We start from the raw sequence: 13,666 nt of genomic DNA on the forward strand, positions 1-13,666 counted from the left end.
CTCAGGACGCGGTGGGGCGAGCCTCGCCGGCGAACGGGGCGAGCAGAGTCGCGCGCAGCGGAACGGTCGAGAACAGCTCCGACTCCGCCTCTTCGAGATAGAGCGGGTCGAGGTAGCGCTCCCGGAACGAGGTCGCCTCGCGCGTCGCCGGGTCCTCACGGATGTTCTTCGCGCACTGCTCGGCGGACTCCCGGCTCTGGTACGCCCACAGCGCCAGCACCTCGGACTCGTCCTCGGTCTGCCAGCGCCCGACCAGCCGGCCGCCGTACCGCTCCTCGATCGGCAGCAGCCGCTGCAGGAAGAAGGCTGTGAACGCGTCCGCCTTGCCCTCGGCCACGATGTAGCGACGGGCCCGGAAGAACATCAGCGCTCACTCCTCCACGAGGGATTCTCGGAGGCGACTGACGCCAGTCGCCGCAGCTCGTCCACCATCGCGCCGGGGTCGTCGGCAGCGAAGACCGCCGACCCGGCGACGAAAACGTCAGCCCCCGCTTCGGCGCACCGCTCAATAGTCGAAGCAGACACGCCACCGTCCACCTGAATCCAGATTTCGAGTCCGTGCTTGGCCACCAGCTCGCGGGTCCGGCGGATCTTCGGCAGGCACAGGTCGAGGAACTTCTGTCCCCCGAAACCAGGCTCGACTGTCATGACCAGCAGCATGTCCAGCTCGCCGAGCAGGTCCTCGTACGGGTCGATCGGCGTCGCCGGCTTCAGCGCCATCCCGGCCCGCGCGCCCTGGTGGCGCAGCTCACGGGCGAGTCGTACGGGGGCGTGCGCGGCCTCGACGTGGAACGTCACGCTCTGCGCGCCGGCCTCGGCGTACGCCGGCGCCCACCGGTCGGGGTTCTCGATCATCAGGTGGCAGTCGATCGGCACCGGCGACGCCTTCAGCAGCGACTCGACGACCGGCAGCCCGAGGGTGAGGTTGGGGACGAAGTGGTTGTCCATCACGTCGACGTGCAGCCAGTCGGCTCGTTCGACGGACGCGGCGGCCTCAGCGAGCCGCGCGAAGTCCGCGGACAGGATGCTGGGCGAGATCTGGACTGCCATCGGCGGCCGAGTCTACTGGGCTCGCACTTGCCTCTGGGGAGCCGCTCCACGCACGATGGCTGACGTGGCCCGCGACGAGGAGCTTGCCGAGTACAACCGCAAGCGTTCGTTCGCCAAGACGCCGGAGCCGAAGGGCCGCAAGCCGTCGGCGAAGGAGCCGGCACTCCAGCGGTTCGTCGTGCAGGAGCATCACGCGCGCCGGCTGCACTGGGACCTGCGGTTGGAGCACGACGGCGTGCTCGCGTCGTGGGCGTTGCCGCGCGGCTTCCCGGAGACCACGTCGGAGAACCGGCTCGCGATCCACACCGAGGACCATCCGCTGGAGTACCTCTCGTTCTCCGGCGACATCCCGGCCGGTGAGTACGGCGGTGGCGGGATGTTCATCTGGGACTCCGGCACGTACGAGGCGGAGAAGTTCACCGCGAAGAAGGTCACGTTCGTGCTGTCCGGCCACCGCGTGCAGGGCAAGTTCGCGCTGTTCCAGACGCACGACGACCAGTGGCTGATCCACCGGATGACGCCGAACGAGACCTCGCGCGACCCGATGCCGCTCGACGTCGAGCCGATGACCGCGGTCGCGTCGCGGACGTTCCCCACCAACGAGTCCGAGTGGGGGTTCGAGATCGCCTGGCCGGGCGTGCGCACGCTCGCGTACGGCGAGGTCGGCCGGCTGACGCTGATGGCCGACGGCGAACGGGACGTCACCCGCCAGTTCGGCGAGCTGGCTCCGCTGGTGCGCAACCTCGGCTCGCGCCGCGCGGTGCTGGACGGCGTGCTGGTCGCGTTCGACTCCTCCGGCCGGCCGTCGCGTGAGCCGGTGGACCGCCGGATCGCCGCGGACACCGAGGGGCAGGTCCGCCGGCTCCGCCGCGACGCGCCGGTGACGTACGTGCTGTTCGACGTGCTGTACGCGGACCGGCGCAACCTCGTCGACGCGCCGTACGAGGAGCGCCGCGCCGAGCTCGACGCGCTGCGGCTGTCCGGCCCGAACTGGCAGACGCCCGCCTACCACCCGCGCGACGGTCTCGCCCTGCTGGAGGCGAGCCGGGAGCAGGGCCTCGACGGCATCGTCGCCAAGCGGCTCGCGTCCCCGTACCGCCCCGGTCACCGGTCCCGCGACTGGCGTCAACTTAGGTAAGGCTATCCTTGTCCTTCGTGACGGGGACCACTACGCGCCGTGCCCTTTCTCGGCGGCACCGCCGCCGGCCTGCTGCTCGCGCCGCGTTCGGGTACCTGCCGATGGCGAAGGACGTGCAGTTCGAGGGCAAGGACACCAGCAAGGTCGCCGAGGCGGGCAGTACGTACGGCGAGATCAACATCGAGAAGCTCGCCGCCGCCAAGCCCGACCTGATCGTCACGACGACGTACGCGCCGGACAACAAGAAGCTGCTGTACGGCTTCAAGGACGCGGCCCAGCTCACGCAGGTGCGCAAGATCGCGCCGGTCCGTCGCGGTCCCGATGGTGGACCAGGCCGACGCGGTGGTCGGACGCTTCGCGCGGCTGGCGAAGGCGCTCGGCGTCGACCTCGAGGGCGCTTACGAGTCCGAGGTGTATCTCGCGAAGCCGGGCGACGATCCGCAGCTGTCGCCGAACTGCCGGCCGTGCGTGCTGGACATCTGTGGCCGTGGAAGTTCGCGTCGATGGACTACGTCGACCAGGCGAAGGCGATGTCGCAGCTCGCGGGCTGGCTGACGAGCGCCGAGAAGGTTGCCTGAAGCGGTGGCAGGAAGCTGCCAGGCTACGCGTTGGGACATCGCGTACGGCGGCCGCTTTCGTCCAGGTCGTTGAAACTTTTTGACGGCCATGATGGATTTTCCGTTGACCGTCCGCATGCCGCTGCGTTCCCACCTTCAGGAGATCCGCGATGGCTCATTCTTCCGCATCGGACCGACCCTCTCGCCCGACTCGACGGCACCTGCTCCAGGGAACCGCGCTCACCGCGGCAGCCCTCGTCGGCGGCGGCCTGTTCGCCGGTCCGGCCCACGCCAGCCGGCTGATCATCGGGCCGGGGCTCGAGGAAGGCGTGCTGCCGCCGACCGAGTCCAACATCATCACCCCGATGTCGCCGACGGAAGCGCTCTGGAACGAGATCGACGGCGTACCGACGATGTACATCCGTGACGGCTCCGGTGTCCGCAAGCCGGCGTCGTTCCGCTCGACGTTCGGCTTCTACGCCACCTGCGAGACCTGGGTACGTGACTCCCTCCGTCCGCTCAGCGCGTCGCAGGGCTACTCCGGCCTGTCGTTCATCACCTCGGCAGGCGCGTACGTGAACAAGGCCGGCCAGCACGGCGCCGGGACCGCGGTCGACATCGACGAGATCGGCTGGAGCGACGGCCGGATCTCGCGCATGATCGGCCAGGACTGGCGCAGCGGCGACAGCGCGACGCGCAAGCGCTACTACGCCGTCGGCGCCACGATGCGGATCCACTTCCACTGGGTGCTCGACCACACGTACAACACGGCCCACCACGACCACTTCCACGGAGACTTCGGCGGCCCTCGTCCGCCCGTGCTGCAGAAGGGCTCGTCGTCCGACGTCGGCCCGGCCCAGCGTGTGCTGAACGAGTTCCAGGGCGCGGGCCTCGCCGAGGACGACATCTGGGGTCCGCTCACCACGGCGGCGTTCAACACCTCCAAGTCGCGCCTCGGCATCTCGGGCGACCCGCACACGTCGGCGGCGTCGTACCGCGCCTGGCTCGAAGCGGTCGCCCGCAAGGGCTTCGCGGGCGTCGGCTGGTAGCACCGCTCGTTTCTCATGAAGGGCACCTTCATTCCATAGGTTGGAATGAAGGTGCCCTTCATTCAATCCCGGAGGGTCACCGTCACCGAGCGGGCGCGGTCGTCGGCGGGGTCGAGCGCGACCGGGAGCAGCGTGCTCGGCCAGCCGAACACCTCGAGCGCGGTCACCTCGACGGCCACGCCATCCACCTCAGCGGACGCGACGGTCGAAGCGTCGACCGGCAGGGTCAACGTCAGCGGAGTGCGGCCGCTCACCTCGCACCTGAAGCGCGTTCCCTCCCACTGCTGAGAGGTGATCCGCGCGGAGTCGCGCGCCCGGGTGAACGCGGCCCAGTCGTCGGCGCTCCAGATCGGCATCCCCAATTCCCGCGCCGCCGACCAACAGGCGTTCATGTACGCGCTGGAGTAGGTGAAGAACGACACCGGGTGCGACAGCATGGACATCGGCCCGAAGTAGCGCTGGACCTTCTCCTCCATCAATCGCACGGTCAGCGCGGCCTGCCCTGCGGGATCGGCCGTCAACAGCGACTTGACAGCAAGGTCGTCATAGCCCTGTGTCGACTGCTGGAAGCAGTCGATCAGCGTTCCGTCGCTGTCCACGAACCGCATCGGCCGTGCCGAGCCGGTGAGGTACTTCAGCCACGACGGGCCGGCGTTCGTGGCGTTCAGGTCCAGGTCCGTGCCGAGCTCGGCGTAGAGCTTCGGCACGTCGACGTACCCCTTCCACCCGAGGCAGTGGTTGCGGTTCGCCAAGGGAACGAAGCCGTACAGCTCCTGGAACTCCGCGATGTCCTTGCGGATCACGTCCTCCATGAGCTCTTCCGGGTCCTCCCCCTCGAACGCCGGGTCGTACGCGTTGTGGTGGATGCCGAACGAGTGCCCGCGCTCGCGCCACGCCGCGACCTTCTCCGGCGTCGCGATCGTCCGCTTGGTCGGGCCCATCATGAGGTAGATCGTGATCCGCCCGCCGTGCCCCTCGACCGACTCGATCAACGCGTCGAAATGTTCCGGCGCCGACCAGTCGTCGTCGGAGTCGAGGACGAGCACGCTGCGCGTCGACGGTTCTGGGTAGTACCACCACCGCGGTTGCGGCGAACGCGAGACCTGGTTGACCGCGTTCACCAGCAGCATCGCGTGGATGTCGGCCTGCGGGAGGTGCCAGCAGGTCGGGTCGGCATAGCCGGTGATCAGGTCCTGCATCCGGTACGGCTCGCCGGCACCGAGCCCACGTGCACCGACCCGACCGGGATCGCCTTGCCGGATGAGCGAAACAGCCTTGGCGAGGTCGTAGGCGAACACCACGACGTTCCCCAGCTCGAAGATCGCGGGGAACGACGTCGACGTCCGGGAGTCGAGCCACAGGTCCGCGACCACCCGTGCCTCGTCTGGCAGGTCGTAGAGGTCGGCCGGGACGTGGGTCTCGATCGGCTCGGACGGCACGCCGTCGCTTCGCGGCCGCACATAGGCGGGAGAGATCATCGAGCTCGTGGGGCGCAATCCCAGCTTGACAGCGAACAGATAGGTCGGTCGTACGACCAGCAGCCGGCCGCCCTGCTCGGCATACCCGACGAGCGCCTCGACCTGCGCCTTGGCGAGCCGCATCCGCGTGACGACTACGAGGTCGTACGACGTCAGGTCCGGCAGCTCGGCGGCGGTCACCTCGACCAGCTCGTGGTCGACCAGGCCTTCCGCGCGGAGGATCTCGCCGAGGTAGCGGCCGAACGCGGCGACCTCCTGGCCCTGCCGGACCAGTACGGCGACGGTCATGGATTCTCCTTGTGACGTTGAAAGTCCGGCACGGCGAGAGGCACGCTTCCTTGCGCGATCGACTTGGCTGCCAAGATCGCGGGCGCGGCGGTGTCCATCGCCCGGTAGACGTCGAACGCGGGCTGCCGCCCGTCCAGAACGGCGTCGCGGAACGCCACGTGGGTGTAGAAGTCGGCGTCGCCGTGGCCGCTGCCGCGTGCCTCGCGCGGTGCGTCGGTGCGCTCGTACCGCCAGTCCACCTCGGCGAGGTCGTGCATCTGGCCGTCGGCCAGCCACATCCTCGGCTTGTCGCGGAGGCCGCGGTTCCACTCGACGCGCCCGTTGGTGCCGAGCACCTGGTACCAGTGCCAGCTGCCGTCCGGGTGCGGGTTGGCGAAGCTCGCGGCGAGCCGCATGACCGTACCCTTCGCGGTCCGCATCAGCGCGACCTGCAGATCGGGCTGCGCGACGTCCGGATTCGCCTTGCTGGGTTGGCCAGTGCCCATGCCGACGACCTCGACGACGCGGTCGTCGAGCACCTTGAGCAGCGGGCTGAGCTCGTGCGGCAGGTAGTGGATCGGCGGCATCCGCTGCACCCAGGTGGGCTTCGCGTCGGGGTACTCGCCGAGCCGGTCTGGTCCCAGCAGCGTGCCGGTGCGCGGGTCCTGGAACATGCCGCCGAGGTGGTAGTGGAAGTACTGCCCCTCGGCGTACGTGACGTGCCCGAGCCGGCCCTGCGCGACGAGGTCCCGCCAGGCGTCGACGAAGCCCCAGAACCTGGTCTGCTCGGCGAGCTGGTACGTCAGGCCGGTGCGCTCGACCGCGTCGACGATGCGCCAGCAGTCCTCGATCGAGTGGGCCGCCGGGACCTCGGCGTGGACGTGCTTGCCGGCCTCGAGCGCGTCGGCGGCCATGCCGCCTTGGTGCTCCGACCGTACGGTGAGCGCGACCGCGTCGACGTCGTCGGCGGCGAGCACGTCTCCGTACCGTTCGTACGTCGTGACGTCCTCTTGGGTGGTCAGCTGCGCTAAGGCCCGTTCGTGCAGGGCTTTGATGGGGTCACAGAGGGCCGTGATGCGGAAGCCAGGAATCCTTTGGAGCAAGGGGATCCACGTTCCCAGGGCCCGCGGTCCGAGGCCGACGACGGCCACGCGGATGTCATCCACCGACTATCTCCGATATTTGAGAGATCAATCTCGCATATTGAATTTAGTCGGAGGCCTCGTGGCGGTCAACCCAGGGACGCAGCTTCTCGGGGTTGCGCACGCCCCAGATGTGCCGGATCCGGTCGTCGTCGGCGATGTCGAACGCCAGCACCGTGGAGACGACGCCCTCGCTGTCCACCACGGCGAGCCCGGGCTGACCGTTGACCGTACGCTCCAGGACCGTGTAGCCGGCGCGCTTGACGATGAGGTCGACGAAGTAGCGCGCGATCTTGTCGCGTCCCTCGACCGGGAGCAGCTCGGCGGTGACGAGACCGCCGCCATCCCCGATCGCCACCGCGTCGGGGTCGAGGAGGCCGAGGAGCGCGTTGATGTCGCCTGCTTCCCAAGCCTGCTTGAACTCCCGGACGATGCCGGCCCGGTCTGCCGACGGAGCCGTGGTCGGTTGGGACGTACGGACGCGGCCGCGCGCGGACGACGCCAGCTGGCGACAGGCCGCCGACGTCCGGCCGACGATCTCGGCCACCTCGGCGAACGGGTAGCCGAAGACGTCGTGCAGCACGAACGCCACGCGCTCGGCCGGCGTCATCGAGTCCAGGACGACGAGGAACGCCATGCTGACCGACTCGTCGAGCGTGATCCTGTCGGCGGGGTCGGCCTGGTCGTTGCCGGCGCGGCCGCCGATCCATTCCGTACGGTCCGGCACGGGCTCGGGGATCCACTCCCCCACGTACCGCTCCCGCCGGGCGCGCGCGGAACGGAGCTGGTCGAGGCAGATGCGGCTCGCGACCCGCGTCAGCCACGCGGCCGGTGTCTGGATGGCCGCCTGCTCCTGCGGTGTCATCGCGTACCAGCGCGCGTACGTCTCCTGCACGACGTCCTCGGCGTCGACGACCGAACCGAGCAGCCGGTACGCGACGTTGATCAGCTGCCGACGTTCGCGCATGATCGCGCTGAGGCTCGGGTCGGGCGTGGTCATCGTCGTTGGGCTCCTTTCGCGGTGCTCCTACCGTTCGACGAGCTGGTCGCACCGAATGTCAGGCCTGACGTTCGTGGCGACCGTCTCGTCGTACCTGTCGACGGACCAACCGCCGATCCGATGGAGACGAACCTGTGGAACCCGTGCACGCGACGATCATCTCCTACAGCGCCACCGGCACCGTCCACGCGCTGGCCTCCGCCGCGACGGTGTTGACGCGGGGCCGCCTGACGAACGGAGCACACCGATGACCGACTTCAGGGCCATGTTGGACAGCCGGTGCGCCGCGATCTGGGACAAGGATCTCGAGCGGCTGCTGTCGTTCTACGTCCCCGACGTCGTGTATTTCGACATCGTCCCGCCGTTGCAGTACGTGGGGATCGAGGCACTGCGGGGCCGGTTCTCGCACTGGTTCGAGGGGTTCGAGGGACCGATCGGACAGGAAGTCCACGACCTGACCGTGGTGGCGGGCGAGGACGTCGCGTCGAACTCGATGCTGATCCGAGCGAGTGGGAAGCGGGTGAACGGGCCGGAGCTGTCGTACTTCGTCCGGGCGACGTCGGTCTTCCAGCGTTCGGGCGAGGACTGGCTGATCACGCACGAGCACGTGTCGCTGCCGATCGACCTGGCCACCGGGCTGGCGGTCAGAGATCTCGTGCCCTAGGCCGTGTTGCGGAAAGATCGCCTGGCGCGCGACACCCCACATCCCGCCTGGACGCGGTGCACCTCGTCACCCATATAACCAATATGAATTCCTCCTGCACCACGCCCAGCCGGGCGCGGGGCGCCGCGCGCCATCGCGCTACGCGCGATGACCGGCGCTATTTCCGCAACACGACCTAACTCGTCGCGCGGTTCCCGGCTTTGGCCCGGTACATGGCCTGGTCAGCCGCCCGCAGGAGCTCCTTGACCGTGGTCGCCTTCGACGAGTCGCCGATGCCGATGCTGGCGCGGACGTAGATCCGGTCGTCGCCGTGCGAGACGGCGCGGGCGACGTCGTCGGACAAGCGGGAGGACAACGTCTCGGCCTCTTCGAGCGTGATGTCGCGGAGCACCAGGACGAACTCGTCGCCGCCCACGCGAGCGACCGTGTCGTGCTTGCGGACGTGGGTCCGCAGCCGGTGGGCGATCTCGACGAGGACGAAGTCGCCGACATCGTGGCCGTACTGGTCGTTCACCTGCTTGAACAGCTCGAGGTCGCAGTACAGCACCGCGACCTTCGCTCCCTCGGCAACGAGCATTTCCAAGCGGGTATGGAGTTCGGCGCGGTTGGGCAGGCCGGTCAGCGGGTCGTGGGTGGCGCGGTGGGTCAGCTCGACCTCGCGCAGCCTGCGTTCGCTGATGTCCTGGAAGTGGATGAGCTGGAAGTCCGGGATGCCCGCGGCGTTCGACACCACCGAGCTCGTCATCGACACCCAGACCGTCTTGCGTTTGCTGTCCTTCAGGCGCATGTCCCGCTGGGTGTAGCGGCTCCCGACGGGGATGTGGTCCTGGTCGTCGGGGTGCACGATCGTGGACAGGCCGATCCTTCTCAGCTCGTCGTCGGAATAGCCGAGCATCTCGCAGAGCGCGGCGTTCACCCTGAGCAGCCTGTGCTCGCCGGGGTTGCCGAGGCCGGCCATCGCCATGCCGCTGGGGGCGTTCTCGAACGCCTGGCGGAAGCTGTCCTCGCTCGCCTTGAGGGCGTCCTGCTCCTGCTTGAGCTTGTCCATGGTGCGCAGCAGCTCGCCGTGCAGGCGCGCGTTGTCGACGGCGATCGCGGCCTGCGCGGCGAACATCTCGAGCAGCTCGCGCTGCATCGGGTCGGGCATCCGGCCGGTCGCGGGGAGGTCGACGCTGAGGACACCGACGAGCTCGCCGTCCGGTGCGTACAACGGGGCGACGAGGACGTCCTCGGGGTGCCACGCGTCGGCCTCGGTCGAGGTCGCCGCCTCGGGCATCCAGGTGGGGACCTCGTCGGGCAGCTTCGCGTCGCCGTGCGGGAGGTAGAGCAGTGCGCCGAGCGGCTGGGCGGCGGTGAGGATCTCGTCCCAGGCCGATCGTGGCGCGTGCTGGCCCTTGAGCTCGCGGATGTCGTTCGCCTCGTCGATCGCGGCGACGGCCGCGACCTCGAGGACGTCGTCGTGGACGAGGTTGATCAGTGCGACGCCGAAGCCGAGGCTCTCGACGACGGAGTCGACGACGGTCTGGAGCGTGACGATCAGGTCCCGCGCAGCGTTCAGCTCCCGACTGACCCGTTGCAACGTCCGCAGGCCGTCGAGGTGCCGTCGCAGCTCCTCGTCCACTTGTTCTCCCCAGGCTTCCCCTGAGGGTATCGGGCGGTCAGGCCGAAGCGAGTCGCTGTCCGTAGGCGTCGGCGCAACGTTCGCAGGCGGGATCCGCACAGAGCAGAGCCCGCGGGTCGGCGCGGACGGCTCGGTCGGTGGCCTCGAGGACGTCGCGTACGGCGACCAGCCGGGCTCGGCAGTCGCCGATCCTCACCTCGGTCGCCTTCGGGGCGAGCGCGGGCTCGAGGTCGTCGAAGCGGTGGCTCTCACCGGAGACGTTCGGAAACTCGGCCCAGACGCCGGGCGCGGTCTTCGCATAGCGGTAGAAGAGCGAACGCCCGAGCCGCTGCTCGGCGAGGTGGATCGTGGTGTTCGACGTGTGACCGATGCCGAGCAACAGCACGTGCCCGCCCAGGTCGGCCAGGACGTCGAGCGGTCCGAGCGGCAGATCCAGCCGCTGCGCGGCGATCAGCTCGCGGGCGTGGCGGCCGTCATCAGCACCGTGCCGCAGACGTCCAGCGGCCCGCCTTCGACGGTCCCGAACGACCGGAGCGACGCGTGCACGATCACCGCCGACGAGGAGTCGAGGCCGAGCCCACGAAGGCCTGCCGCGATCTGGTCCCGAGTCACCGTCACGTGGGCCAGGCTCGCAGGCCGCGGTCCAGGAACTCAACCCGGTTTGTTCGGGCCCGGACGATCAGTCCGGGCTGACCAGGTCCACGACCTCGGTACGCGAGGCAACGCCCAGCTTGTGCAGGATGTTCGACACGTGCACTGCCGCCGTCTTCGGCGAGATGTACAGCCGGTGCGCCAGCTCGGCGTTCGTCAGCCCCTCCGCCACGAGCAGCGCGACCTCCCGTTCGCGCCGTGTCAACGCCGCGATCCCGGTGACCGTACGCTGCCCGTCCTCCGGCACCAGGCCGAGCAACGACCGCACCTGGTCCAGCTGTACGACCCGCCAGCCGCCCCATTTCGCCAGCAGCGCGGCGGCGGCGTGCACGTGCGCGGACGCCTCGGTCCGCTGGTCCAGAGCCAGGTGGCACCGCGCCGCCCCCACGTGCGCGGTCCCCCGCATGTACGGGGTCAGGATCGTGGACTCGGTCGTCGACTGGTACTTCTCCACGGCCTCCGTGTAGCGCCCGTGCGCCTCGGCCAGCTGCGCCTCGACCAGCGAACGCCGGTCGTCCCACACGTCGCCGTCGAGCAGCTCGCGGGTCAACCGGTCCAGCTCGTCCAACGGCAGGCCGAGATGCAGCGCCGCCGACAACAGGTCGTGCGCCTGCGAGCCGCTCCGCCACTGCTGCTCCGGCAGCACCCGGTAGATCTCGGTCAACCACCGCTCCGCGCCGTCGAGGTCGTCGCGCCGGCAGGCCAGGTGGAACGCCAAACTAGGTATCACGAGGGCGCTCAAGCCGGGGATCGTCTTCAGGTCCTCGAGCGTCTCCTCGACCCAGTCCAGCTCGCCCGCCTCGAGGTACAGGCCCGCGAGGAACACACCGTGGAAGTCGCCAGTACGCCCGCGCCGCTCGTACCCGCGGTCCCGTTCGCGACCCTCCTCCAGCACGTTGATCGCCGCGGACAGGTCGCCCTCGCGGATCGCCATCCGTGCCCGGCCCTCGAAGTACGACGCCACTGCCAGCGCCTCGAAGCCGGCCCGCTCGGCGTCGGCGCGCATCCGTTCCAGGAACGCGGCATGGTCGTTCGGCGACTCCGGCGGAACGGTCGCGAGCAGGTTGTTCAACGCGCGCGCGGCCAGCACCCACTCGCCGAGCTTCTCCGCCTCGTCGACGATGCTCGCCAACAGCTCCTGCCCCGACGCGACCGTCGACCACTGGTTGACCAGCGCCGAGCCCTTCTCGACGAGCGCGGCGAGCCGTACGGCGGGCAGGTCGTGCTCCTTCGCCAACGCCAGCGCCCGGTCGGCCCACTCCACGGCCTTGGCGTTGAACTCGCGCAACATCGCCGACTGCGCGATCGCCGTCATCGCCCGACCCTGCTCGAGTCCCGGCGGGAGCTCGTCGATCATCGACTCCATCTCGTCGGTCAGCGACTCGAGCTCTTCGTCCTGGTCCGCCTCGTGCGCGAGCCGCATCATCAGCACCAGCGCGTCGGCCCGTTCGGTCGGCGACGTCGTACGGTCCCGCCAGCGCCGCGCGTACCCGACCGCGTCGCCCACCAACCCGGCGAGCCACGCCGCGCGGGCCGCTCCGCTCAGCAGGTCCTTGTCGTCCGCGTCCTCTTCCAGCCCCATCTCGGCGAGCCGCAACGCCTGGTAGGGCGACCCGATCGACAGGTACAGCTCGGCGCCGCGGCGGGCCGCCGCGACCATGTCGTCGTACCGCCCGGCAGCGCGGGCGTGGTACGCGACCAGGGCCGGGTCGCTGCCACCGGTCGCGAGCAACGCGTCGAGCGCCGCCTCGTGCAGCCGCCGCCGCTGCCGCCCGATCAGCTGCCCGGTGATCGTCTCTCGGACCAGCGCGTGCCGGAACGTGAACTCGTCCTCGCCCGACTCGACCAGCACCCCGCGGCTCACGAAGTCCCGCAGAACGGTGATGAGCTCGTCCTCGGTCGCGCCGGCGACAGTGGCGAGGAGGTCGAACTGGACGCGGTGTCCGAGCACGGCTGCGGCCTCGGCGATCCGCTGCGCGGTGGGGTCGATGTCGTCGACCTGCCGGCGCAGCACCTCCTGCAGGCTCCAGGGCAACGGCCGTTCGTCGAGCGTCTCGAGGTTGGCGGCCTCGTGCCCGCGCATCAGCTCCTCGATGAAGAACGGGTTGCCGCCGGTGCGCTGATGCAGCGCGACGACGACGCGCAGCGGTGCGGGCCGACCGGCGATCGCGGCGACCATCCCGGCGGTCTCGGCCTCGGTCAGCCGCTCGAGCCCGACGCGGTTGACCGCGTGCCGGCGTTCCATCCTTGCGAGGACAGCGGTGAACGGGCGGCGGGTGTGCAGCTCGTCGTGCCGGTACGTACCGACGAGGAAGCGGGGGCGCTGCTGGTCGGCGAGCCGTTCGAACAGTGCCGCGCTCTCCGAGTCGGCCCACTGCAGGTCCTCGAAGATGATCACCGCGTGCCGTTCGCCGACGAGGTCGTCGATCAGCTTGATCGCGGAGTGCAGGCGTTCGACCGGGCTGCGGCTGGGGTCGGCCAGCTCGGCGAGGCGGTCCTCGTCGGCGCCGGGGAGCGAGTCGACGGCGTCGAGGAGGACCTCGTACGGCCGGGCCAGTGAGCCGGGCTCCGCCTGACCGACCAGCCGCAGGGTCGTCGGGGGCAACGACTCCAGCAGTTCGTGGATCAGGCGGGTCTTGCCGATGCCGGGCTCGCCGGCGACGACCGCGACCTGGGGACGACCGGACGTCGCGAGGCGCTTCAGGCGACGGAGCTCGCGCTCCCGTCCGATCATCATGTGGGTGACGTCGTCACGCGTGCTTTGCACGTGGCGAAGATACCGCCGGAACGCTCACCACCGCGTGTCTTGCCTCGGCCGCGATCTTGGCGGTGCGCCGGCGGTACCGGCGGGCGAGGGAGAGGATCCGGTGCCGGTCAGCGTCCGCGATGAGCTCCCGCTGCCGGGTGGAGGCGATGCTGGCGAGGAAGTCGCTGTGACCAATCATGTCTTCATGGTGGGCTCGTCCGGGCCGCCAGCCATCGGGAGCGATCTGCGTATCTTGCGCCGCCCCGACCTACCTAGTCGATGGAGATCTACGCCTAGGTACCT

14 protein-coding genes are annotated in these 13,666 nt (G+C 69.6%); 4 read left to right on the forward strand and 10 right to left on the reverse strand.

The window, feature by feature from the left end:
* Nucleotide 1: 1 nt before the first annotated feature.
* Entirely contained in the window at nucleotides 2-364 is a 363-nt protein-coding gene (locus tag JOD67_RS25425) for an NIPSNAP family protein (protein WP_205120209.1), read from the reverse strand.
* Complete coding sequence (gene rpe, locus JOD67_RS25430) at nucleotides 364-1,050, reverse strand: ribulose-phosphate 3-epimerase (protein ID WP_205120210.1); 687 nt, start codon at nucleotides 1,048-1,050, stop codon at nucleotides 364-366. Before rpe ends, JOD67_RS25425 begins: the two co-directional genes overlap by 1 nt.
* 64 nt (nucleotides 1,051-1,114) lie before the next feature.
* Here rpe and JOD67_RS25435 point away from each other — a divergent pair, with 64 nt between their 5' ends.
* The 3 genes from JOD67_RS25435 (at nucleotide 1,115) to JOD67_RS25445 (ending at nucleotide 3,794) form a co-directional block, all read left to right on the forward strand.
* Nucleotides 1,115-2,188 carry a DNA polymerase ligase N-terminal domain-containing protein gene (locus JOD67_RS25435; protein WP_205120211.1) on the forward strand — a complete coding sequence of 358 codons (1,074 nt, stop codon included), beginning with the start codon at nucleotides 1,115-1,117 and terminating at the stop codon, nucleotides 2,186-2,188.
* 17 nt (nucleotides 2,189-2,205) lie between these two features.
* Nucleotides 2,206-2,766 carry a TroA family protein gene (locus JOD67_RS25440; RefSeq protein WP_205120212.1) on the forward strand — a complete coding sequence of 187 codons (561 nt, stop codon included), beginning with the start codon at nucleotides 2,206-2,208 and terminating at the stop codon, nucleotides 2,764-2,766.
* A gap of 149 nt (nucleotides 2,767-2,915) precedes the next feature.
* On the forward strand, nucleotides 2,916-3,794 hold the full coding sequence (locus tag JOD67_RS25445) for an extensin family protein (RefSeq protein WP_205120213.1): 879 nt from the start codon (nucleotides 2,916-2,918) through the stop codon (nucleotides 3,792-3,794).
* 62 nt (nucleotides 3,795-3,856) lie between these two features.
* Here JOD67_RS25445 and JOD67_RS25450 read toward each other — a convergent pair whose 3' ends face one another.
* Genes JOD67_RS25450 through sigJ form a run of 3 tightly spaced genes read right to left on the reverse strand, consistent with a single transcriptional unit; the run spans nucleotide 3,857 to nucleotide 7,681 of the window.
* Nucleotides 3,857-5,560, reverse strand: coding sequence for a hypothetical protein (locus tag JOD67_RS25450; protein WP_205120214.1), 1,704 nt, complete (start codon nucleotides 5,558-5,560; stop codon nucleotides 3,857-3,859).
* A complete protein-coding gene (locus JOD67_RS42060) occupies nucleotides 5,557-6,705 on the reverse strand; it encodes a Gfo/Idh/MocA family protein (RefSeq protein WP_205120215.1) in 1,149 nt (382 codons plus the stop codon). Before JOD67_RS42060 ends, JOD67_RS25450 begins: the two co-directional genes overlap by 4 nt.
* Before the next feature lie 43 nt (nucleotides 6,706-6,748).
* Nucleotides 6,749-7,681 carry an RNA polymerase sigma factor SigJ gene (gene sigJ / locus JOD67_RS25460; protein WP_205120216.1) on the reverse strand — a complete coding sequence of 311 codons (933 nt, stop codon included), beginning with the start codon at nucleotides 7,679-7,681 and terminating at the stop codon, nucleotides 6,749-6,751.
* A gap of 247 nt (nucleotides 7,682-7,928) precedes the next feature.
* On the opposite strand from sigJ, the gene JOD67_RS25465 reads away from it, so the two are divergent.
* Nucleotides 7,929-8,345 carry a YybH family protein gene (locus JOD67_RS25465; RefSeq protein WP_205120217.1) on the forward strand — a complete coding sequence of 139 codons (417 nt, stop codon included), beginning with the start codon at nucleotides 7,929-7,931 and terminating at the stop codon, nucleotides 8,343-8,345.
* Nucleotides 8,346-8,520: 175 nt separating this feature from the next.
* Here JOD67_RS25465 and JOD67_RS25470 read toward each other — a convergent pair whose 3' ends face one another.
* The 5 genes from JOD67_RS25470 to JOD67_RS25485 form a co-directional block, all read right to left on the reverse strand.
* On the reverse strand, nucleotides 8,521-9,966 hold the full coding sequence (locus JOD67_RS25470; RefSeq protein WP_205120218.1) for a diguanylate cyclase domain-containing protein: 1,446 nt from the start codon (nucleotides 9,964-9,966) through the stop codon (nucleotides 8,521-8,523).
* A 37-nt stretch (nucleotides 9,967-10,003) separates the two neighbouring features.
* Entirely contained in the window at nucleotides 10,004-10,459 is a 456-nt protein-coding gene (locus JOD67_RS25475) for an AAC(3) family N-acetyltransferase (RefSeq protein ID WP_307782749.1), read from the reverse strand.
* Entirely contained in the window at nucleotides 10,417-10,584 is a 168-nt protein-coding gene (locus tag JOD67_RS42065) for an AAC(3) family N-acetyltransferase (RefSeq protein WP_307782770.1), read from the reverse strand. The genes JOD67_RS25475 and JOD67_RS42065 overlap by 43 nt, the downstream gene beginning before the upstream one ends.
* A gap of 61 nt (nucleotides 10,585-10,645) precedes the next feature.
* Nucleotides 10,646-13,384, reverse strand: a complete 2,739-nt coding sequence (locus tag JOD67_RS25480) for a helix-turn-helix transcriptional regulator (RefSeq protein ID WP_307782545.1) — start codon at nucleotides 13,382-13,384, stop codon at nucleotides 10,646-10,648.
* A complete protein-coding gene (locus JOD67_RS25485; protein ID WP_205120219.1) occupies nucleotides 13,368-13,562 on the reverse strand; it encodes a hypothetical protein in 195 nt (64 codons plus the stop codon). The genes JOD67_RS25480 and JOD67_RS25485 overlap by 17 nt, the downstream gene beginning before the upstream one ends.
* Between the last annotated feature and the right edge of the window lie 104 nt (nucleotides 13,563-13,666).

Source organism: Tenggerimyces flavus, from assembly GCF_016907715.1.
Lineage (GTDB): Bacteria > Actinomycetota > Actinomycetes > Propionibacteriales > Actinopolymorphaceae > Tenggerimyces > Tenggerimyces flavus.